18 protein-coding genes and 1 pseudogene are annotated in these 21,514 nt (G+C 69.7%); 8 read left to right on the top strand and 11 right to left on the bottom strand.

All coding sequences use genetic code 11. From position 1 onward, the window contains the following. Positions 1-289: 289 nt before the first annotated feature. Complete coding sequence (locus A5787_RS28495; RefSeq protein ID WP_066967663.1) at positions 290-664, bottom strand: hypothetical protein; 375 nt, start codon at positions 662-664, stop codon at positions 290-292. Positions 665-687: 23 nt separating this feature from the next. On the opposite strand from A5787_RS28495, the pseudogene A5787_RS27740 reads away from it, so the two are divergent. Together A5787_RS27740 and A5787_RS14015 are read left to right on the top strand one after the other, a co-directional pair. Continuing rightward, positions 688-1,212, top strand: a pseudogene (locus A5787_RS27740) (DUF222 domain-containing protein); the annotation flags it as partial. Between the two features lie 835 nt (positions 1,213-2,047). Next, positions 2,048-2,566, top strand: a complete 519-nt coding sequence (locus A5787_RS14015) for a hypothetical protein (RefSeq protein ID WP_066967657.1) — start codon at positions 2,048-2,050, stop codon at positions 2,564-2,566. A 5-nt stretch (positions 2,567-2,571) separates the two neighbouring features. On the opposite strand, the gene A5787_RS14010 is transcribed toward A5787_RS14015, so the two are convergent. Then, positions 2,572-3,564, bottom strand: coding sequence for a bifunctional 2-polyprenyl-6-hydroxyphenol methylase/3-demethylubiquinol 3-O-methyltransferase UbiG (locus tag A5787_RS14010; RefSeq protein ID WP_197507124.1), 993 nt, complete (start codon positions 3,562-3,564; stop codon positions 2,572-2,574). 100 nt (positions 3,565-3,664) lie between these two features. Here A5787_RS14010 and A5787_RS14005 point away from each other — a divergent pair, with 100 nt between their 5' ends. The 3 genes from A5787_RS14005 (at position 3,665) to A5787_RS13995 (ending at position 6,432) form a co-directional block, all read left to right on the top strand. Next, positions 3,665-4,468 (top strand): Stf0 family sulfotransferase, encoded by an 804-nt coding sequence (locus A5787_RS14005; RefSeq protein WP_066967672.1) that lies wholly within the window; start codon positions 3,665-3,667, stop codon positions 4,466-4,468. A 155-nt stretch (positions 4,469-4,623) separates the two neighbouring features. After that, positions 4,624-5,751: a YeiH family protein gene (locus A5787_RS14000; protein WP_066967652.1), complete on the top strand. Its 1,128-nt coding sequence runs from the start codon at positions 4,624-4,626 to the stop codon at positions 5,749-5,751. Between the two features lie 30 nt (positions 5,752-5,781). Beyond that, a complete protein-coding gene (locus A5787_RS13995; RefSeq protein WP_066967650.1) occupies positions 5,782-6,432 on the top strand; it encodes a GAP family protein in 651 nt (216 codons plus the stop codon). Here A5787_RS13995 and A5787_RS13990 read toward each other — a convergent pair. From A5787_RS13990 to fdxA, 4 genes are all read right to left on the bottom strand, one after another. Continuing rightward, positions 6,418-7,677: an alpha/beta hydrolase gene (locus A5787_RS13990; protein ID WP_066967647.1), complete on the bottom strand. Its 1,260-nt coding sequence runs from the start codon at positions 7,675-7,677 to the stop codon at positions 6,418-6,420. The genes A5787_RS13995 and A5787_RS13990 overlap by 15 nt on opposite strands. Further along, a complete protein-coding gene (locus A5787_RS13985; RefSeq protein WP_066967644.1) occupies positions 7,674-10,028 on the bottom strand; it encodes an APC family permease in 2,355 nt (784 codons plus the stop codon). The genes A5787_RS13990 and A5787_RS13985 overlap by 4 nt, the downstream gene beginning before the upstream one ends. A 71-nt stretch (positions 10,029-10,099) precedes the next feature. Next, positions 10,100-11,188 (bottom strand): succinyldiaminopimelate transaminase, encoded by a 1,089-nt coding sequence (gene dapC, locus A5787_RS13980; protein ID WP_156763944.1) that lies wholly within the window; start codon positions 11,186-11,188, stop codon positions 10,100-10,102. Positions 11,189-11,229: 41 nt separating this feature from the next. Beyond that, entirely contained in the window at positions 11,230-11,556 is a 327-nt protein-coding gene (fdxA, locus tag A5787_RS13975; RefSeq protein WP_066967637.1) for a ferredoxin, read from the bottom strand. Positions 11,557-11,944: 388 nt separating this feature from the next. Between fdxA and A5787_RS13970 the strand changes: the two genes are divergently transcribed. Then, positions 11,945-12,280 carry a hemophore-related protein gene (locus tag A5787_RS13970; RefSeq protein WP_066967634.1) on the top strand — a complete coding sequence of 112 codons (336 nt, stop codon included), beginning with the start codon at positions 11,945-11,947 and terminating at the stop codon, positions 12,278-12,280. Between the two features lie 9 nt (positions 12,281-12,289). Here the strand turns inward: A5787_RS13970 and A5787_RS13965 are convergent, their stop codons facing one another. Together A5787_RS13965 and A5787_RS13960 are read right to left on the bottom strand one after the other, a co-directional pair. Then, positions 12,290-13,054, bottom strand: coding sequence for a maleylpyruvate isomerase N-terminal domain-containing protein (locus tag A5787_RS13965; RefSeq protein ID WP_066967628.1), 765 nt, complete (start codon positions 13,052-13,054; stop codon positions 12,290-12,292). Positions 13,055-13,093: 39 nt separating this feature from the next. Beyond that, positions 13,094-15,676: a bifunctional FO biosynthesis protein CofGH gene (locus A5787_RS13960; RefSeq protein WP_066967626.1), complete on the bottom strand. Its 2,583-nt coding sequence runs from the start codon at positions 15,674-15,676 to the stop codon at positions 13,094-13,096. Positions 15,677-15,900: 224 nt separating this feature from the next. On the opposite strand from A5787_RS13960, the gene A5787_RS28615 reads away from it, so the two are divergent. After that, on the top strand, positions 15,901-16,995 hold the full coding sequence (locus A5787_RS28615; RefSeq protein WP_066967623.1) for a PE family protein: 1,095 nt from the start codon (positions 15,901-15,903) through the stop codon (positions 16,993-16,995). A gap of 9 nt (positions 16,996-17,004) precedes the next feature. On the opposite strand, the gene A5787_RS13950 is transcribed toward A5787_RS28615, so the two are convergent. Both A5787_RS13950 and mshB read right to left on the bottom strand, forming a co-directional pair. Then, a complete protein-coding gene (locus tag A5787_RS13950) occupies positions 17,005-17,466 on the bottom strand; it encodes a hypothetical protein (protein WP_066967620.1) in 462 nt (153 codons plus the stop codon). A gap of 92 nt (positions 17,467-17,558) precedes the next feature. Continuing rightward, on the bottom strand, positions 17,559-18,464 hold the full coding sequence (gene mshB / locus A5787_RS13945; protein ID WP_066967616.1) for an N-acetyl-1-D-myo-inositol-2-amino-2-deoxy-alpha-D-glucopyranoside deacetylase: 906 nt from the start codon (positions 18,462-18,464) through the stop codon (positions 17,559-17,561). 69 nt (positions 18,465-18,533) lie between these two features. Here mshB and A5787_RS13940 point away from each other — a divergent pair, with 69 nt between their 5' ends. Then, positions 18,534-19,142 (top strand): TetR/AcrR family transcriptional regulator, encoded by a 609-nt coding sequence (locus A5787_RS13940; RefSeq protein ID WP_066967613.1) that lies wholly within the window; start codon positions 18,534-18,536, stop codon positions 19,140-19,142. Here the strand turns inward: A5787_RS13940 and A5787_RS28610 are convergent. Continuing rightward, entirely contained in the window at positions 19,139-21,403 is a 2,265-nt protein-coding gene (locus A5787_RS28610) for a PE family protein (protein ID WP_066967611.1), read from the bottom strand. The two genes, A5787_RS13940 and A5787_RS28610, sit on opposite strands and share 4 nt — an antisense overlap. Positions 21,404-21,514: the final 111 nt, after the last annotated feature.

The raw sequence follows: 21,514 nt of genomic DNA, 5'->3' as shown, positions 1-21,514 counted from the left end.
CCGCCGTGGCCACCGTCGCCACCGCTACCAGCGGAACTGAAGTCCACGCCTGCCGAGCCGGCGCACTGCCGCCGTCTCCGCCGGCAGGGGCGGCACCGGCGGAGACGGAGGCGCCGCCACCGCCCAATCCGGCAACCAAGTCGCTACCAGCGGCGGTGGTTTCGGCGGCGGCGGCGTCCAGACCCTCTCAGCAGGTCCCGGCGGCGGCGGTGGCGGCGGCGGCGCCTCCGGGGTCGGCCTCGCATCTGCCATCGGCGATGACGGCTCCGACGGCGGCTTTACCGGCAGCCTAAGCACCCCTGGCCAGGGTGGTAACGGCGGTTTTGTCAACAGCAACTCCGGCGAGTTCAGCGCCGGCGGTGGTGGCGGCGGTGGCGCTGGTGTCGCCGGCAGCCCCGGCGCGGGCGGCGGACAGGGCGGCAGCGCCGGCGGCTACGCCGGTGGCCAGGGCGGTCCGGGCGGCACCGGCCAAACCATCGGCGGCGCCGGCGTTGACGGTAAGGCCGGCCAGATTGCAGGCGCCGGCAATGCCACCCCCACTGGCGGCGCGGGCGGCGCAGCCATCATCGGCGGCGGCGGCGGTGGCGGTGCCGCCGTCGCAAATGGCAACTCCCCGGATGTAGCCTTTGGCGGCGCGGGCGGGGGCGGCGGCGGCCCCTAGCACCGGCTAACGCGGTCGGCGCGCGGCGTAGGCCCCTACACTTCGCGTGTGGCTGCGGCACCGCCGAGTGCCGGGCCGGCGCCGACCCTCGGGCCGCCGCGGTGGTGGTCCACGTCGTCGCCGACGCGGCAGCCCTCGAGGCCCAGCCCGACCCGCACACCTCCGGTGAGCGCCAGTCGTGGACCATCACACCGGATATGACCCTGGCCGAGGCGCTGGCTCCCGACCCCGAACCCGGCATCCCGGTGGTGCGGTTGCCCGCGGCCTATCTCACCGGCGGCGGCACCCTCCCCGCCTCGATGGTGGCCGAGCTGATCCGCGACGGCGCCAAAGTCCAACCGCTGCACCACCCCGCCGACGCGCCACCCGAGCCCGGCTATCGCCCCTCGGCTCAACTCGAGCGATTCATCCGCTGCCGCGACATTACTGCCGCTTTCCCGGCTGCGATCGACCCGCCGAGTTCGCCGATATCGACCACACCATCGCGTACCCGCTCGGGCCGACCCACGCCTCGAACCTCAAATGCCTATGCCGAAAACACCATCTTCTGAAGACCTTTCGGCCCGAGTGGCGCGACGAACAACGGCCCGACGGCACCGTCGTGTGGACTTCACCGAGCGGGAACTTTTACGTCACCCGTCCGGGCAGTCGGCTGCTGTTTCCGGCGCTGTGCTTGCCTACCGGCGAATTGCCAACTGCCCCAAGGGGGCAACCACCATCCGCCCGGCGCGGTGTCGTGATGCCCCAGCGCCGCCGGACCCGGCAGCAAGACCGCGCCCGCCGCGTCGACGCCGAACGCGCCCTCAACGCCGACCGCGTCGCCGAACGCAATCACCGCCGCCCTTCTAAGCGGCGCAAGAATTTTGCAAGCGGTCGGCGTTAACGTACTGCCCGACAACCTCGAAGGGAGCCTGCTGTGGACGCAAGCCGCGCCGTGAGGAACGTAATTGCCGGGGCTGTGCTATCAGGTGGCCTGGCATTGGCCGGTGTCGGGCTCGCCGCAGGTTCGGTTCAGGCCCAACCCCATGTCACGTCGATAGACGGCCCTTGGCCCGAGGACGGGCCGGTACCGCCCGGCGCATCCGGGCCATACACATGCTGTCCGGGAGACGAAAAGGGCGGCCTTCACCCACAAACCGGTCGCGGATGCCCGCCAGATGTCAACTGGGACAAGACTCTCTGCCACACCTGGTACGGCGTCGTGTGGGGGCATGGGAACGTGTCCCCCGGCGTTTGGGAGGGAACCGATCCGCCCCCGCCCGAGGCGACGAAGAAGCCGTGGTGCGGTTTTCCTTTCATGTGTTCAGGAACACCGTGATCGGAGGATGGGTCCCTCGCGGTGTTGGATTTCCACCCGCGGCGGCTTCCCGATGGGACTATTCACTGATGGAGCAGAGCGAACCCGAGGACCGCATCGCCGATCTCGAACCTGCCTTGCCGGAGACGACTAGCGGCGTCCCGAAGCCCGCGCGGACCGGGCCATGGACGCAGATCGTCGCGCTGTTCGGCATCCTCTGCGTGGCAGGCGGGCTGGTATTTCTGCGCCCTGCGTTGGTGCCCGACAGCTACGGGTATTTGCTCGGGACACCGACGACGGCGACGATCGAGCACTGCGGCTCGGGGGGCGGAACGTGCGACGGGAGGTGGAGCGTCGGCGGAGCGTCACAAACCGGCCCGATACTCGGTGTCTACGACAGGCGCGATCGAGTGGTCGGGTCACAGAAGGAAGTTCATGTCCATGACGCCACCGCCTACACAGCGAGCTATGCACGCCTCATCTACCCGGCAATGTCCGGGGGCTTCATCGCGTTCGCCGCGGGCGTGCTTCTGCTGTGGTCGGCGCGGCGCAAATTCACGACCGGCAACTGGCCGTTGTTCGGCCACCGATCCCGGCCACCGGTTTAGCCTTTCTAGCCCGCGTTCTTGCGGATCGCGATGTTGAGATACGGCATGAACAGACCGAAAGGCAGGTCCGGGCACTGCCGGCGCAACAAGTTGGCATAGCGCCGATTGCTGGATTGGCGATAGTACAGCCAGCGCAACGGGTTCTGCTTCATCTGGAACGTCTGCCGGTCGACCATGAAGTCGAGGTCGGAGACCGGTCCCAGGGCCAACTCGATGTCGTGATAGCTCACGCCCCGGCCGCGACGGGTGAGTTCCAGCTTGGCGTCCGCCGACGTGGTGTCGAACGCCGACGCCTGATACCTCGGGGTCCGCTTCAGGTACTCCAGAGCTATCTCGTCCGGCAGCCAGTGGAAGAACGGCAAGTCGGCGGTGTGATCGTCGAAAAGCCATAGCCGGTTGGGCGCTTCGATAATGCAGAGGATCCCGCCATCGGCCAACAACTGCCAAGCGGCCCGCAGGCTGGTCAACCTCTCGTCGTACGTCATGTGCTCCAGCGACGCGAAGAAGATGACGTAATCGAAGCCGCCGTGGTCGAAATGCGTGGCTATGTCGGTCGCATTCATGTGGTGCAGGGACGGTTCGCCGAGCCCGAAGAAACGCAACCGGGCCCGCGACACGGCGATGGATTCTTCCACCACGTCGATGCCGGTGACCGCGGCGCCCTGCTCGACTAGGGCCATGATGGATGACCCAGTCCCGCAGCCGATCTCGAACACTCGCGCGCCGTCGAGGCGGCGCAGGCCATCCAGCCAGGGCACGTATTCGTGCCGGTCGTAGATCAGACGCCCGACGGTGTGCTCATCCATGTCGTGGCGCCCGACCTCGGAATCCCAGTAGTCCCCGGTCGACCAGTTCTCGCGTAGGTATTGACGAAAGCCGTCCACGCCCAGCGGATTCAGTGGCGTGAAGCGTCGACGCAGCTCGGCGGTGGTTCCCCGGTCGGCGCGCCAGATGATTCGGCGGGCCGACTCCTTGGCGGAGTTTGGCACGACGGTCATCATCGCATCCGGCGGCCGCCACCCGGCGGGCAATGCTTATGTTCAGCGTGAAGCCAATCGGTTGAGTTGCGGGGCGTTTTCCTCCGGTTAGGCTGCTTTGGTGCCTGAAAGCCCGTCGTCATATCTGGTGCTGGCTTCTCAGCGCAGCGGCAGCACGCTGCTGGTGGAATCCCTGCGCGCCACCGGCGTGGCCGGCGAGCCCCAGGAGTTCTTTCAGTACCTGCCGGCCACGAGCCAGTCCCCGCAACCCCGGGAGTGGTTCGCCGGCGTGGGCGACGAGTCGATCCTGCGTCTGCTCGACCCTTTGGACACGGGGACGCCCGACCTGGCGCCGCCCGAGATCTGGCGCGACTACATCCGCACGGTCGGGAGGACACCCAACGGCGTGTGGGGCGGCAAGCTGATGTGGAACCAAACACCGCTGCTGTTGAACCGCGCGAAAGACCTGCCGAATCGATCCGGCGACGGCCTGCGGGCCGCGATCCGCGACGTCGTAGGCGAAGAACCTCTCCTCATCCATGTGCACCGGCCCGACGTGGTGTCGCAGGCGGTGTCGTTCTGGCGCGCGGTGCAGACCCGGGTGTGGCGCGGCAGGCCCGATCCGGTCCGCGACGCGCGCGCCACCTACCACGCCGAGGCGATCGCCCACGTCGTCACCATGCTGCGCGCCCAGGAGGAGGGCTGGCGGACCTGGTTCGCCGAGGAAGACGTCGAGCCGATGGAAGTCCCGTATCCGGTGTTGTGGCGCAACCTGACTCAGGTGGTGGCCACCATCCTCGAGGCGTTGGGGCTCGACCCGCGCCTGGCGCCCGAGCCGGCGCTGGAACGCCAGGCCGACCAACGCTCCGACGAATGGGTGGAGCGCTACCGTGCCGACGCCGAGCGGGACGGGCTGCCGACCTAAATTCAGCGCGAGCCAATCGGTTGGCCCACAAGGCCGGCCACGCCACCATTGCGTCGTGCGACGGTTATCCGAGGACTGGTGGGCGACGCTGCTGGCGGGCGTGATCGTCGCGTTGGCGGTCGCCGGCGCGCTTCCCCGGATCCCCTGGTGACGCCGTGAGCACCGTCAGCGTCGAAGCGCGAGAATCCGAGGAACACGCGGCGGAAGCCGCCTTTACCAGCGGGCGCCCACTGGACTTCGTGCCCGGCATCCTGCTGCTGATCGGCGTGGGCGTGCTGGGTAAGTACGCGCAGCTCTGGTGGAACACCGCGGCGAAACACCACCACTGGACCGTCCCCGACATCGAATACGTGTTGTGGGCCATCGGGATCGGCCTGCTGATCGCCAATACCGTTGGCCTGCATCGGATATTCCGGCCCGGCGTGCTGACCTACCAGTTCTGGCTCAAGGTCGGGATCGTGGCGCTGGGTTCGCGATTCGTGCTGGGCGATATCGCCAGGCTCGGCGCAACCAGCCTGGTCCAGATCCTGGTGGACATGGCGGTCGCGGGAACCATCATCCTGGTGGTGGCGCGGGCCTTCGGCCTGTCGGGCAAGCTGGGCTCGCTGCTGGCGATCGGCACCTCGATCTGCGGGGTCTCGGCCATTGTGGCCGCCAAGGGCGCGATCCGGGCCCGCAACGCCGAGGTCAGCTACGCGATCGCGGCGATCCTGGCGTTGGGCGCGGTCGGGCTGTTCGCGTTGCCGCCGCTGGGGCACCTGTTCGGGCTCACCGATTACGAATTCGGCCTGTGGGCGGGCCTGGCGGTGGACAACACCGCCGAAACCACCGCGACCGGATACCTGTTCTCCGACCACGCCGGCAAGATCGCCGTGCTGGTCAAGTCCACCCGCAACGCACTGATCGGCTTCGTAGTCCTGGGATTCGCGCTGTACTGGTCCGCCCGCGGACAGGCCGACGCGATCGCGCCCGGCGCCAGGGCCAAGGCCGCGTTCGTCTGGGCGAAGTTCCCGAAATTCGTACTCGGCTTCCTCGCGGTCTCGGCGATCGCGACCGCACACTGGCTGAGCAAGGGGCAGACCACGAACCTGGCCAACGTGTCGAAATGGGCATTCCTGCTGACCTTCGCCGGCGTGGGGCTCACCACCGACATCCGGCAAATCGCCCGCACCGGGTGGCGCCCGCTCGTCGTCGCGGTCATCGGGCTGACCGTCGTCGCGTCGGTCTCCCTGGGGCTGGTGCTGCTGACCTCCCGCGTGTTCCATTGGGGCGTAACCACGTAGCGAAGGCCGGACGGTAACCTGGCGGCCGTCATGTTGATCACGATCCTGGTGATGGCCATCGCCGTGAGCCTCGAACCGTTCCGGGTCGGCATGACGGTGCTGATGCTCAACCGACCCCGACCGATGCTGCAGCTGCTCGCCTTCCTGTGCGGCGGCTTCGCGATGGGCCTGACCGTGGGCCTGGTCGTCCTGTTCGTCCTGCGACGCAGGCTGCTGGGGTCGACGTACTTCACGTTGCCCAGGGTGCAGATCGCCATCGGCGTGCTGGCGCTCGTCATCGCCGCCGTGGTGATCGTGAAGCCCGACACGCGCCGCGCCGCCGTGCCCCAACGGTTGGCGACACACGCCCAGCGATTGGTGAATGGGCGCTCGTTGTGGGTGGCGGGAGCGGCCGGGCTGGGGATCGCGCTGCCGTCGGTGGACTACCTGGCCGCGCTGGCCGTCATCCTGGCCTCGGGCGCCGCCGCCGCGACGCAAGTCGGGGCGCTGGTGATGTTCAACGTCGTGGCCTTCGCGCTGGTCGAGCTTCCGCTCCTCGCGTATCTGCTGGCGCCCCGGCGAACGCGCACGTCGATGGGCGCGCTGAACGACTGGATCCGGTCGCGACGCCGCGTCGAGGTCGCCACGCTGCTGGCGTGCGTCGGCGGCATCCTGCTGATTGCCGGCCTAGCCGGTGCCTGAGGGCTGCGCGACGGCCGCGCGCGAGGCGTACGCCTCGGCGAGGAACTGCTCGACGGCGACCGCGGCGTGCGCCGCCCGCGCCGAGCCGAAGATGTCGAAAGCGTGCTGCGCGCAGGGTAACTCGGCGTACGCGACGGGCTGACGGCTGACCTCGCGCAGCCGCGCCGTGAACCGGCGGGCCTGTTCGACCGGGATCAGCGAATCGTTGGTGCCGTGCAGCACGAAAAACGGTGGCGCATCGTGACGGACGTGGGTGATCGGCGAGGCGACCCGGAAGGGGTCGCCGGCATCGGTCAGGCTCAGCTTGAACACGCGCTTTGCCACGATCGGCGCCATCAGCGGATGCATCGCGTCGCGCGAGCCGAAGTCGTACACCCCGTAGAACGGAACGGCCGCCTGCACGCGGGTGTCGGCGTCCTCGAAGCCCGGCTGAAACCGCGCGTCGTTGGGGGTCAGCGCGGCCAGCGACGACAAATGCCCGCCGGCCGAGCCGCCGGTGATCGCGATCCAGTCCGGGTCGCCGCCGTATTCGGCGATGTGCTCTTTGGTCCACGCGATCGCGCGCTTGACGTCGACGATGTGGTCGGGCCAGGTGGAGCGGGGGCTGAGCCGGTAGTTGATCGCCACGCAGATCCAGCCGAGCTCGGCCAGGTGGCTCATCAGCGGATGCGCCTGTCCGCGTTTGTTTCCCACCATCCAGGCGCCGCCGGGCACCTGCAGCAGCACCGGGGCCCGCCCCGCGCGATCGAGGTCGGGCCGGCGCCAGATGTCCAGGTGGTTGCGCGAGCCGCAGTCGCCGTAGCTGATGTCGCCGTCGTGCGCGTAGTCGCGGTAGATCCGCAGCATCCGCGCCGCGCCGGGCTTCTTCGCGGTCGCTCCCCCCGCCGGCGCTCGCCGCCAGAGATCGCCCGACTCGGTGCGACGGCCGGGGCCCAGCCCGGCGTCCAGCGCGGCGGTCAGCGGCTCGTTCGCCCGCCGCCCGATGCGGCGCAGGCCCAGTAACCCCAGCCACGACACCGCCGAGACCAGCCAGCTGAGCCGGCGCACCCGGGGCGGAAGCCGGCGCGACAGCGCAGCCACGGCCGCCAGCTGAACGGCGAGGGTCTGCATGGGAAGCTCGGACGCGAACACACCGTGGGCGAACGCGAGACCCGACCCGTAGCGGTCCCGCGTCAACGGTCGGTAGCCGTTGGCGGTGTACACCAGTCCCAGCACCGACACCAACGCAGCGCCCGCTCGTTTCATGTCTGTTCTCCATCCTTCGCGGGATCGTCGATCACGTGATACGCCGGGTCGATCATCGACACGGCCCTGTTGCCGCTCTGGCGCGCCTTGCCGGTGATCCGCACCAGCTGACCGGGCTGGATGTCGGCGCCCCCGCGCCCGGGGCGGAACGTGACGTTGAGTTCGCCGCTGTCGTCGCCGACGACGATCCGCCGGAGCGTGCGGCGCCGTTTGGTGATGTCCTCGACCTGGGTGACCCGCCCCTCGACGGTGGCGCGCTGGCCCGGGATGAGCCCGGCCACGGTGATCACCGACGGGCGTTCGGGGTGTTCGTAGGCTTCGACATCCCGCTCCTCTTCCTTCATGACCAACGCCTCGACCCTGTCGAGTCCGCGCGCGATCCGATGTTCGAAGTCGTCGGGGAAGGCCTCCTTGATCCGCGACTCCACGTCGTACGGGACGATCGTCGCCGCCGCGTCCGGGATCAGGCTGACCGCCCGGGCGATCTTGTCGGCGGTGCGGTCGTGCAGCAGCCTCCCCAGCAGCGGCGAATAGGTGCGGCGCGGCAGCAGCACCGTGACGTTGGTGTCCTGATGTTCCTGCACCGCCTTGGCGACGAGCACCTGCGCCGACCGGTTGATCCGCCGGTCCGGGCAGTCCACCACGCGCAGCCGCGTGTCGAGTTCGTAGTGATCCCAACGCTTTCGCAGCTGCGCGGCATGGGCCGCGTCGACCATGAAGTGCACCGCGATGAGCTCGTCGGACCGCAACCCCCTGCCGTAGCGCAACGCCTCGATCGTCGCGAGGTCGACCGAGTTCACGAACACGAACACGCGGTGCCTGGCGTACTTCACCATCTCGGGCCGGTCGGTGCGGAACATCTCGAGAATGGCTGCCTCCGCGCGGTATTCGCGGTTGAGGCGGATCAGCAGGAAGACCAGTATCGGGAAGACGACGACGACCAGCCACGCGCCCTCGGTGAACTTCGCCACCGCGAAGATACCGACCACGATCGTCGACAGGATCCCCGCGGACAGGTTGATCGCCATCCGTCGCCGCCATCCCGGCTCCCGGTGCGTCAGATGGTGTTTGGTCATCCCGTAACCCGCCATCGAGAAGCCGGTGAACACGCCGATCGCATAGAACGGCACCAGCGCGTTGACCGAGCCGCCCGTCGTCAGCAGCAGCGCCACCGACAGCGCCGCGAGCGTCATGATCCCGTTCGAAAACACCAGGCGATGACCGCGTTTCGTCAGCTGTCGCGGCAGGAAGCGGTCTTCGGCCACGAAGCTGGCCAGCGCAGGGAACCCGTTGAAACTGGTGTTCGCGCCGGTGAACAGGATCGCGGCGGTGGCCGCCTGGACGAGGATGTACAGGACGTTGCCCGCCACCCCATTGCCGAACACCGCGCGGGCGATCTGAGACAGCACCGACGGATACTCGGTGAGGTAGGGGGTGGCGTGCGTGACGTAGGCGAGGAACGCAACCCCGGCCAGCAGGACGCCCAGGATGGTCGCCATCGCGGTGAGCACCCGGCGCGCGTTGACCCCCTGCGGCTTTCGGAACACGTCGACGGTGTTGGAGATCGCCTCGACCCCGGTCAACGAGGACCCCCCGTTGGCGAACGCGCGCAACACGGTCAGGATGGTCGCGCCCATCACCAGGGCGTCACCCTGATGGACCGGCACCGTCCCGGCCAGGTGCTCCGGGTGGTACACCGGCAAATCGCCCACCGCCACGCGCACCACGCCGACCACGATCGTGAGCCCGACCATCGCGACGAACAGGTAGGTCGCGGACGCGAATTGCCAGCCCGCCTCCCTCAGTCCGCGCAGGTTCAGGTAGCAGATGACCAGCACCACGCCGATGGTGATCTGCAGGCTGTGCGGACCCAGCGCCGGGACCGCCGACACCACCGCGACCGTGCCGGCCGCCGACTGGACCGCGACGGTGACCACGTAGTCGATCAACAGCGCCGCGGCGGCGACCTGCGCCACCCGCGGCCCGAAATTCTCCCGCGCGACGATGTACGAACCGCCGGCCCGCGTGTAGGCCATGACGACCTGGCGATACGACGCGGCCACCAGGACCAGGATCAGCAGGATGACGCCGGTGATGGGCAGCAACAGCACAAACGCCGCCAAACCGGCATGCGGCAGCAGTTCGATCAGGATCTGCTCGGGGCCGTACGCCGTCGAGGAGATCGCGTCCGGCGAAAGCGCCCCCAGCGCAACCGGATTCGACAGCTTTTCGCTCGCCAGCTCCTCGGTGATCAGCGGCTTTCCCAGGAAAACCCGCTTGGCTATGTCCCCGATCGACGTCGGGATGTGCAGCTTGCCCGCCGAACTGCCAGCCGAACTAGTCACGACCAAGCATTCTGCCTGAGCCAGGTCCGCGGCGATCGCAAGCGCGGAGCCGGGCGCTGCGGGTCGCCGCCATCAGCCTAGGAGAGGCGCTGTACCGCGGCGGCGATGCGTTCGTCGGTGGCGGTCAGCGCGACCCGCACGTGCCGGACGCCGCCCGGGCCGTAGAAATCGCCGGGCGCCACCAGGACACCGCGGCCGGCCAGCCAGGCGACGCTGTCCTGGCAGGGCTCGCCGCGGGTGGCCCACAGGTACAGGCCCGCCTCGGAATGGTCGACCGCGAAACCGGCCGCGCGCAGCGCCGGCAACAGGGCCGCCCGCCGCCGTTCGTAGCGCCCGCGCTGCACCTGCTCGTGGGCGTCGTCGTCGAGGGCGGCCACCATGGCGGCCTGCACCGGCGTCGGCACCATCATCCCGGCGTGTTTGCGGACGGCCAGCAGCTCGGCGACCAGCGCCGGATCGCCGGCGACGAAGCCGGCCCGATAACCGGCCAGCGACGACGTCTTCGACAGCGAATGGATTGCCAGCAGCCCGGTGTGGTCACCGTCGCAGACCGAGGGATGCAGCACCGAAAGCGGTTGGGCCTCCTCCCAGCCCAGGCCCAGGTAGCACTCGTCGGAGGCGACGGCGACGCCCCGGTCGCGCGCCCACCCGACGACCTTGCGCAGGTGGTCGACGCCGAGCACGCGGCCGGTCGGGTTGCTCGGCGAATTCAGGTAGAACAGCGCCGGGGATTGCGGGCCGACCTGGGTCAGCGAATCCGCGCGCAGCACCTGCGCGCCGGCCAGGCGGGTCCCGACGTCATACGTCGGGTAGGCCAGCTCCGGCACCACGACGACGTCCGCGGGTCCCAGGCCCAGCAGCGTCGGCAGCCACGCGATGAGTTCCTTGCTGCCGATCACCGGCAGCACGGCCGCCTCGGTCAGCCCCGTGATGCCGAAGCGGCGGGCCAGCGCGGCCACCATCGATTCGCGCAGCCGCGCGGTGCCGGCGGTGGCCGGATACCCCGGCGCCGAACCGGCGGCGGCCAGCGCGTCGGAGATCAGCGTTGCGACCGGGTCGACGGGGGTGCCGACGGACAGGTCGACGATTCCGTCCGGATGGGCCGCGGCCAGCGCTTTCGCGTCGGCCAGGGTGTCCCACGGAAACTCGGGCAGGGACGCTGACAGTGCCGGCCGGACCCGGCCGGGCTCGTCCGGCACCGGCCCGCTTACTCGCCCTCGCCCTGCGGCGGCAAGTCCTTGACCACTTGCGGGTCGTTCTCGGTCATGCCGACCTTCGCCGCACCGCCCGGCGACCCCAGCTCGACGAAGAAGTCGGCGTTGATCTGCGTGTACTGGCCCCACTGCTCCGGCACGTCGTCTTCGTAGTAGATCGCTTCGACGGGGCAGACCGGCTCGCACGCCCCGCAGTCGACGCATTCATCGGGGTGGATGTACAGCATCCGGGCGCCCTCGTAGATGCAGTCGACCGGGCATTCCTCGATGCACGCCTTGTCTTTGATGTCGACGCAGGGTTCGGCGATCGTGTACGTCACAGACGTCTCCTCCAGCTCTGTCCATGTACTGCGTGGGCTGCTGTTCGGCTCGCCGCGGCGCTTCGGCCGCTTCGGCGAAAGCTTTCGGTTACTGATACTAGACGTTGCACATACACGTCAACCACCGGGCACGCAAGTTGCGGACGCAAAGCGGCCCGTCCCGCGCGTCGCCGCGCTCCCCGGCCCCTCCCGGGGCCGCGTTCACTCACGGCGAACATCCTCCGCACGCCTCTGACCTGCGCATTGTTACGATTAGAGCTTCCTGTGCGATAACCGTTCGGAGGATGAAAGCTCACGGGGCCTGGTAGCCTCGACCGCAGACGGCAACCGTTGGGCTGATGTCGTCGCCGTTTTCCGACGGTGCATTGAATGGGGAAGGTGTCCACAGATGGTAAGGCTGTCGTTGACCAAATTTGCCGCCGCCGTTGGCGGCGTGGCATTCGCATTGACTGCCGGTTCCGGGATCGCATCCGCAGATCCCCTGGATCCGGTCATCAACACGACGTGCAACTACGGGCAGGTGATGGCGGCGCTCAACGCGACGGACCCGGCGGCCGCCGCGCAGCTGACCGCGTCGCCGATCGCGGTGAGTTACCTGAACCAGTTCCTCGCGTCGCCGCCGCCGAAGCGCTTGCAGATGGCCCACCAGATCCAGGCCATGCCGCAGGCCGCGCCGTACTTCAACGACGTGCTGTCGGTGGCCGGCAGCTGCAACAACTACTGAGCGACGAGTTCAGTAGCCGCTGAGCAGGCGGCGCAGCTGGCCCAGGGCATCGGGTCCGGCGCCGCTGCAGATCCGCGACGGGTCCCCGGGTCGGCGACCCCAGAGCAGTAGCACCCGCGCCGCCGCATCGGTTTCCAGGGTGGCCTGCCCCTGCGGGCCGGCCATTCCGATAAAGGTGTGGTCGGCGTCGGCGCTGACGACGACGTCGTCGGTGCCGGGCACCCGCAGCCGGGCCTCTATCCGCTCACCCGCGCGTAATCCCTTGGCGCCCTTGGCAAGCAGCGGACGCCCGACCGCAGTGACGCTGTGCGTGGTCATCCACGGCTCGGCCAGCCGCGCCCGGGCCGCCGGGTCATCCCCGGTGATGTCCCAGCCGTGCAGGACGAGCTCTTCGCGCATGTGCTCGGCGAACCACGGCACCTTCATGGTGCGGCCGGTCCACGCGACGTCTGTGTCCGCCGGAACGCCCTCGGCCGCCGTCGCGACGTCGTTCAGCGTGGCCATCCGCTCGTGCAGCGCGTCCCACAGCTCGGCGTCGCCGAGGGCGCGCAGCGGGCCTTCCCGCTCCTCGAAGCCGCGGGTGCCGACGGGGTTTCCCTCCAGATGCGCTTGCAGCACCCGGGCGAGCTCCTCGGCGTTTCCGGCCTGGTGGATGATGACGTCGCGGACCGTCCAGGCTTCGCACCAGGTGCCCGCGTCGGGCCGGCGCCGCTGCACCGCGTCCAGGAACGGCCGCCACTCCGGGAATCGATCGTGGTCGATGAGTCGCTTCACGGCGCGTGGGGTACCCCCCGCCGCTGAAGACTAAGCCAATTAAGCCGCGAGCGGGGCGTACGTGGTGGTGCGCTGGCGCGCGGGGCGACCGATGCCCTCGGCGATCGCGGCCAGCTCGGCCACGGTCTTCGACGATCCGTGTTCGGACCCGGCCATCCGCGAGATGGTCTCCTCCATCAGCGTGCCGCCCAGGTCGTTGGCACCGCCGTTGAGCATCACCCGCGTGCGCTCGACGCCGAGTTTGACCCAGCTGGTCTGGATGTGGGAAATGCGGCCGTGCAACATGATCCGCGCCAGGGCGTGCACCGCCCGGTTGTCGCGGTGGGTGGGCCCGGGCCGCGCCGCGCCGGCCAGGTACAGCGGCGAGCTCTGGTGCACGAACGGCAACGGGACGAACTCGGTGAAACCGCCGGTGCGGTCCTGAATGTCGCGCAGCACGTTGAGGTGGCCGACCCAGTGCCGCGGGCTGTCGACGTGGCCGTACATCATCGTCGAGGAGGAGCGCAGGCCCACCTCGTGCGCGGTGCTGACGATCTCGATCCACATCGACGTCGGCAGTTTGCCCTTGGTGAGCACCCAGCGCACCTCGTCGTCCAGGATCTCGGCGGCGGTGCCGGGGATGGTGTCCAATCCCGCCTCACGCAGGCTGATCAGCCACTCGCGAATGCTCAACCCGCTCTTGGTCACACCGTTGGCGATCTCCATCGGGGAAAACGCGTGCACGTGCATCGACGGCACGCGGGCCTTGACCGCGCGCACCAGCTCGGCGTACCCGGTCACCGGCAGCTCGGGATCGATCCCACCCTGCATGCACACCTCGGTGGCGCCCTCGACGTGCGCCTCCCAGGCGCGGTCGGCCACCTCCTCGGTGGACAGCGAATACGCGTCGGCGTCGCCCTTGCGCTGCGCGAAGGCGCAGAACCGGCAGCCGGTGTAGCAGATGTTGGTGAAGTTGATGTTCCGGTTCACCACGAAGGTCACGTCATCGCCGACCACGTCGCGCCGCAACGAATCCGCCAGCGCCGCAACCGCATCCAGCGCGGAGCCGTCGGCCGTCGCCAACGCCAGGTACTCGTCGTCGGTGCAGCCGGCGGGATCACGTTCGGCCGAGGCCAGGGCGGCGAGCACGTCGGTGTCGATGCGCTCGGGGGCGCGTGCGCCCAGCTCGTGCACCCGGGCACGGATCGATTCCCAGTCGCCGAACGCGCTGTCGAGGTCGCTGCGGGCCTCGGTGCTGCGGCCTTCGGTGTCGATCGCCGCGTGCAGGTCGACCCGGCCGGCGGACTCCACGTCGTCGGGCTCCTGCCACGGCATCCCGACCGGGTTGACGTCGCGGGCCAGGCCGGTCCGCGGATCGGCCAGCGCCGCAACGTGTCCGGACACCCGCGGGTCGATCCACGCCGCGCCGGCCTGGACATATTTGGGCTGCGCGGTCAACCGCTGCACCAGGTCGTAGCCGGCCTCGGCGGTGACCGCGGCCAGCTCGTCCAGGGCGGGCCACGGCCGTTCCGGGTTGACGTGGTCGGGCGTCAGCGGCGAGACGCCGCCCCAGTCGTCGACGCCGGCGCCGATCAGCGCCAGGCACTCCTCCCGCGACACCAGGTTGGGCGGCGCCTGGATGCGCATCCCCGGCCCGAGCACCAACCGCGCGACCGCCACGGTCGCCAGGTAGTCCTCGATCCCGGCGTCGGGAACGGCGGCCATCGCCGTGTGTTCCTTGGCCCGGAAGTTCTGCACGATCACTTCCTGGACGTGCCCGAACTCCTTGTGCGACTTGCGGATCGCCAGCAAGGTATCCGCGCGTTCGGGCAGCGTCTCGCCGATGCCGACGAGCAGCCCGGTGGTGAACGGAATGGACAGCCGCCCAGCGTCGGTCAGCGCGCGCAGCCGAACCGCCGGGTCCTTGTCCGGGCTGCCGTAGTGCGCAAGCCCTTTGGTCTCGAACAGCCGCCGCGACGTCGTCTCGAGCATCATGCCCATCGACGGCGCCACCGGCTTGAGCCGCGACATCTCCGACCAGCTCATCACGCCGGGGTTCAGGTGCGGCAGCAGCCCGGTCTCCTCCAGTACCCGGATGGCCATCGCCCGGACATACGACAGCGTCGAGTCGTAGCCGCGTTGGTCGAGCCACTCACGCGCCTCCGGCCATCGATCTTCGGGCCGGTCGCCGAGGGTGAACAGCGCCTCCTTGCAACCCAATTCGGCCCCGCGGCGGGCGATGTCGAGGATCTCGTCGGGCTCCAGGTACATGCCGGCACCCCGGGCCCGCAGTTTGCCGGGGACGGTGACGAAGGTGCAGTAATGGCAGGTGTCGCGGCACAGGTGGGTGACCGGGATGAACACCTTGCGCGAATAGCTGATCGGTAGCCGGCCGCTCGGCCCGCGGCGCCCGGCGGACTCGAGGCCCGCGTCGCGCACCCGCGCCGCGCTGGCGCACAGATCGGCGAGATCATCGCCGCGCGCCGTCATCGCGACCGCCGCCTCGTCGAGATTCAGCGCGACCCCGTCCCGGGCCCGCCGCAGGACTCGCCGCAACGCCGACGCGCCGGCCTTGGGGGGAATCACAGGGCCAGGCAGAGCGACGGTCTCCAAGGGCTCCGGTGTTCCCGGTGTCAGTGGCACGTTGGTGTAACTTCCCCACGCTCGAATTTCATCCGCCCGGCCCAACCTGTTAAACCTTGGGCAACGGTGCCATATGCGCAACAGTAGCGCCAGGCTGGCGGCGGCCCGCCGTCGACATCCCAGCTCGCCGGCCGCCGCGGGGCCCTTAGCTATGTGTTTGGCGGACTTGCCCGCTTACCAGCAGCGACCGCGTTACCATCCGTCGTATCCCAGAGAGGTGCTAGATGTCGTTCCTATTCGCCGATCCGGAGGCGCTGGCCGCAGCGGCTTCGGACCTGTTCGGCATCGGATCGACCCTCAGCACGGCCAACACCGCGGCGGCAGTCCCGACCAGCGCGGTGGCGGCGGCCGCCGCCGATCAGGTATCGGCGCAGGTCGCCGCATTTCTTTCCGAGCATGGGATGGGATATCAGCAAGTCAGCGCACAAATCGCCGGGTTTCACGAGCAGTTCGTCCAGGCGCTGAGCGCCGGGGCCGGCGCGTATGCGGCGGCCGAGGCCGACGCGGCGCAGAACCTCGCCGGTGCGGTCAACGCCCCCGCCGCGGCGCTGCTCGGCGGCGGCGGTACCGGCGTCTCCGGTGCGGCCGCGGTGGCCGGCGGCGCCGTGTCCGGCGCGGTGAACCAGGTCGAAAGCGTCGTAGCGGGCTCCACCAATTTCCTGGGTGGCGGCGCGGGGGTGCTCGGTGCCGGGCTGCTCGGCGGCGGCGCCCAGGCGATCGCCGGTCAGGCAGGTGCGGCCATCAACGCCGTGTCCGGCGCCGCCGTCAACGCCGTCTCCGGTGCGGTCACCGAGGTCGAGAGCGTCGTGGCGGGTTCCGCCAATCTTCTGGGCGGCGCCGGGCTGTTCGGCGGCGTCGGCCAGGCCGCCGCGCTGCTGCTGGGGCCCACCGGCGGGATAAAGGCTCTGACCGCGGCCAGCGCGCTCCTCGCGCCGGCCGCCGTGACCAACGCCGCGGCGGTGTCGGCGGCGAACGCTTTTGCTCCCATCGCGCAGTCGATCGAGAACGCCTACCTGCTGATCGAGCCGTACGTGCAGTACGGCTTCCAGCTGGCCTCCTACGCGGCCGGCTGGCTGCCCTGGATCGGCTGGATCGTGGCACCACAGATCATGTACGTCTACAACCTGTTCGAGCCCATGGTGCAGAGCGGCCTGTTCAACCTCCTGGACTGGCTGGGCGGCACCATCACCTTTGCCCAGGGGCTGAACAACTTCGTCGACGCCACCACGGCGTCGATCAACTACTTCATCCAGACCGAGATCAACTGGTTCTTGAGCTTCCTGCCGCCGCTCCCGCCGCTGCCGCCGTTCTTCCCCTAAGGCGGCCTGTCAGCGTTGGTGGCCGCGCCGCCACAGCACCCACACCGGCGGCGCTACGCCCAGCGCGATCAGCAGCAGGGCCCCGTAGGCCATCAGCCCCCGGCCGCCCAGGATCACGTCGTCGGCGGGCCCGCCCATGCTCATCACGGCGATCGTGAGCAGCCATGTCCACAGCGGCAACGCGGCCACCCGCGCGGATTTGGTCCACTGCCCGGCGGCCCAGACCAGCGCCGCGTTGAGCAGCCCGCTGAGCAGCCCGCTGATGGGGAACGGGATCGAGCCGATGTAGGTAGGCAGCAGCAGCGCGCCGGCGAGTGCCGACAGGATCCCGTCGACGGCCAGGAGCGCCAGGACAACGAAACGAATCGCGGGATCTGTCGCGCCGCCGTCCTCAGCGGACGCGGCGCGTGGCTTCGTTTCGGTCAGGTCGGGACGCTGTCGATGTTGGCAAGGATCGAGCCGATGACCCACTGCAGGCTGTCGAGGCGGTCCTGCCAGTGCTGCTGGTTAGGGTCCAGGTCGGGGTCCATGCGAATTCCTTCCGTGGCTGCCTGTTTCGCAGCTTACCGCGTTGCGGCGGCGGTGAAACCCAGCCCCGCGAGCAGGTCCGTTTCCCACCCGCGCCCGTCCCGCTCCCCCGCGGCGCCGCCCACCAGGACATAGTGCTCCTCGGCGACGATGGGCAGCGCCATGTTGTTCGACAGGGCGCAGGCCCGGCCCGTCGGGCCGACGACGACCTGCGTGGCGTGCGCGGCCAGGGCGGCCGTCTTGGCCGCGAGCGCTTCCGGGGCCGCCTCGACGACGGCGTCGATGGCGGAGTCGGCGTATCCGAAGTCGAACTCCTCGTGCGGCGGAATCTCCCAGCCGGGCAGCAGGTCTTCGCGATCCAGCGCCCGCCAACCGGCGTGGAATGCGCTCTCCGCCAACACCGTCCAGTAGAACTTCGGCACCGCCCAGGGCTCGCCGGGATACGCGTCGCTGGAGCCCGCGGCCGCGACGGCGGCCGTCGTGACGGTGTGGGCGTGGATGTGGTCGGGGTGGCCGTAACCACCGTTGGGGTCGTAGGTCACGACGACGTGCGGGCGCTGCGCGCGGATGATGGCGACCAGCGCGCCGACGGCCTCGCGCTCGTCGGCGTCGATGAACCTGTCGCGCAGCCGTTTCGGGGTGCCCTGCATGCCCGAGTCGCGCCACCGTCCCGCGCCGCCGAGATAGCAGGGCGCGCTGACGCCGAGCGCCCGCAATGCGTTGGTGAGCTCGCCGATTCGGTAGCCACCGAGTTGGTCGGCGTGGTCGGCGGCGAGCCCGGCCCACCGGTCGCCGATGACCTCACCCTCCTCGCCGAGGGTGCAGGTGACGACGTGCACCTGCGCCCCGCGTGCGGTGTAGTGCGCAATGGTGGCGCCGTTGCTGAGGCTCTCGTCGTCGGGGTGCGCGTGGACGAACAGCAGCCGCGGAGTCTCGGGCATGGACGCACCCTACCCGCTGGCCTGACTGGGCGTGCGGCGGATAGGAACGCGGGCGGCTACTATCGAGAAATGCCCCAGCTAACCCAGGACCGGAGTAGCACGCGGAGCCGCCGACGCGGCGAAGTGCTCGAACGTGCGCTGTACGAGGCCACGTTGGCGGAGCTGGCCGAAGTGGGATACGGCGGGCTGACGATGGAAGGGATCGCGGCGCGCGCCCACACCGGCAAGGCCGCCCTGTACCGGCGTTGGTGCAGCAAGCACGATCTCGTGCACGCAGCCCTGGTCTACGCCCTGCCGCCGCTGCCCGAGCTGCGCACCGGCCGGCCGGCCCGGGACAAGTTGCTGACGATGTTCACCGCGCACCGCGACATGCTGGCCGGCAAGACCAGCTTCCCCGGACTGGACGTCATCCACCAACTGCTGCACGAACCGGAAATGCGCGCCATCTTCGCGGACGCCGTGGTGTGCCCGCGCCTCAAGATCATCGAAGCGATCCTGCAGGCCGCCATCGACGACGGCGACCTCGACCCGGCCACGGTCACACCGCTGACCGCGCGGGTGGGGCCGGCGCTGATCAACCATCAGTTCATGCTCACCGGTGAGCCGCCGAACCGGCGCGACCTGGCGGTCATCGTCGACACCGTGATCCCGCCGCGGGCGGCGGCCCCGACGGGTTAGCCCAGGAACAAGCCGGCGAAATCGGCACCCGCGGCCAGGGTCTGGTCGAAGATACCCTCGATGCCGCCGATGTTGCCGCCGTTGAACACCTGCGCCGCGGTACCGGTCAGCAGCGTGCTGATGGCCGGCGTCTGGATACCGCCCACGAAGCTGTTCACCGTCTGCTCGCCGGTGCCCAGGATCAGGTTGCCCGCGTTGAAGAGCCGGTTCAGCCCACCATTGAGCGCGATGGGGGTTCCGAATGTGCTTGACTCCCAAGCGATTTCGCTGTTCACCAGGTTGGTGTTGAAGCCGACCTCCGCTGGAATCAGGTTGGACAGGAAGTTGAGCTGGCCCGAAGCCAGGCCCTGCAGCCCCGCGGTGGGCGCCGCCACCAGCGCCACCCCGAGGTTGGGCACCCCGGCCAACAGCGATCCGTTGAGCGCCGCGGTCAGCGACGCCTGCAGGCCGGCCGCGTTGATCCCCGCGGTCAACGCGGCCTGCAGGCCGCCATTGCCGGTCAGCGAGGTCGCCACCGCGCTGATGACGTTGAGGTCCCACAGGAACTTGGTGTCCACGGCGCCAAGGAACCCGCCGAGCGCGCCGCCGGCGATCAGGTTGGCCGGGCTGCCGACCGCCAGGCTGGCGAGGATGGCGCCGCCGGTCGGAAGCTGAGCACCCAACAGGCTGTCGAAGGTCACCTCGCCGGTGCCCAGCACCGTGTTCCAGAAGTTGAAGAAGCTGTCGATCGCACCGCCCACGGCACCAGTGCCGCCGAACAGGGCCGTCTCCAGCGCCGTCTCCTGGGCGACCAGGGCCCCGTTGAAGCCCAGCTCGTTGGTGATCAACGCGCCGTTGAAGCCGAGCTCCATCGCCTGCAACTGGGTGAGGAATGCGGGCACGCTCGGCGCCGTCAGCAGCACCTGCCAGGGCGCCACCAGGTTGGCGAACAAGGTGGGCAGCCCGGCCAGTCCGATGCTGAGGGCCCCGTTCAGCGCGGCGTTGAGTTGGGCGCTGAGCCCCGACAGGCCGGCGGTGATGCTGGCGCCCAGGCTGGGACTGAAGCCGAAGACCCCGCCCAGCGCCGCGAGCGCGGCGTTCAGGTTGGCCGGCAGGGCAAAGCCGCCCATCAGCGCCGGCAGGCCGGCGGTGAGGTTGGCGATCAGCGAGCCACCGGTCTGCAGGGCACCGGACAGGGCGGCGCCGAGGCCCGACAGGCTGCCCCCGAGCCCGCCCGACAGCGCGGCGTTGATCGCGCCGCTCAGCCCCGGCAGCCCGGCGGTCAGGCTGCCGACCAGCGCTCCGCCTGTCTGCGCCAATCCCGAAAGGCCACTGCCGATGTCGGCGGCCAACGTCGCGCCGAGCGGCCCCAGCCCCGAAAGGCTGGCACCAAGACCGCCGGACAGCGCGGCGTTGAGCGAGGCGCTCAGCCCGGAAAGCCCGCCGCTCAGGCTGGCCGCGAGCCCCGGGAACGCCAGGCTCAGGCCGCCGATCAGGCCGGGCAGCCCCGCGCTGAGGCTCGCCGCTAGCGCGTTACCGGTCTGGACCAACCCCGACAACCCATTGCTGAAGTTTGCGGCCAGCGTGGCACCGAGCGGCCCCAACCCGGCAAGGCTGCCGCCCAGGCTGCCCGCCAACGCGGCGTTCAGCGACGCGTTAAGCCCGGAAAGGCCGCCGCTCAGGCTGGCCTGCAGGCCCGGCAGCGCGGCGTTGAAGCCGCCCGCCAGGCCGGAGAGGCTGGTGCCGACGTTGGTGGCCAGCGCCCCACCGGTCTGCGCCAGCGCGGTCAGCCCGCCGTTCACGTTGGTCGCGATCGCCGCACCCAGGGGCGCCAGTCCCCCGAGGTTGGCCCCGAGGCTGCCACCGAGGCTGCCCGACACCGCGGCGTTGAGCGAGACACCGAGCGCGTTGAGGTCGGCGCTCAGGCTGGCCCCCAGGCCGGCGAGCCCAGCGCTGAAGTCGATGCCCAGCGCGGGCACCGCGCTCGCGAGCGTCTGCACAACGTTTACCTCGGCCGCGGCATAGCTGCCCGCGCCGGCGGTCAAAGTTTGCACGAACTGCTGGTGGAATACCGCCGCCTGCGCGCTGAGTTGCTGGTAGCCCGCGGCATGCGTGGAAAAGAGCGCGGCAATTTCCGCCGATACCTCGTCCGCGGCCGCGGGAAGCAACCCGGTCGTCACGGCGGCCGCCGCGCTGTTGGCGGAGCCGATGGCGGAGCCAAGGTTCGCCAAATTGCTTGCCGCATCGGCGATTAGCTCCGGCGCTGCGATGAGAAACGACACACTGACCTCCCCGGTTCACCACACCATGGTCGCTATCCCCCCGTCGCCCGGTCGGGCGGGTGTCGCGATGGCCGCAGCGTATCGAAATGGCGTGCTGAAAACGCCCGTTTG

This window comes from Mycobacterium sp. 852002-50816_SCH5313054-b (assembly GCF_001667185.1).
GTDB lineage: Bacteria > Actinomycetota > Actinomycetes > Mycobacteriales > Mycobacteriaceae > Mycobacterium.
The sequence above is the reverse complement of the archived record's forward strand: the minus strand, read 5'-3'. Positions and strand labels throughout refer to the sequence as shown.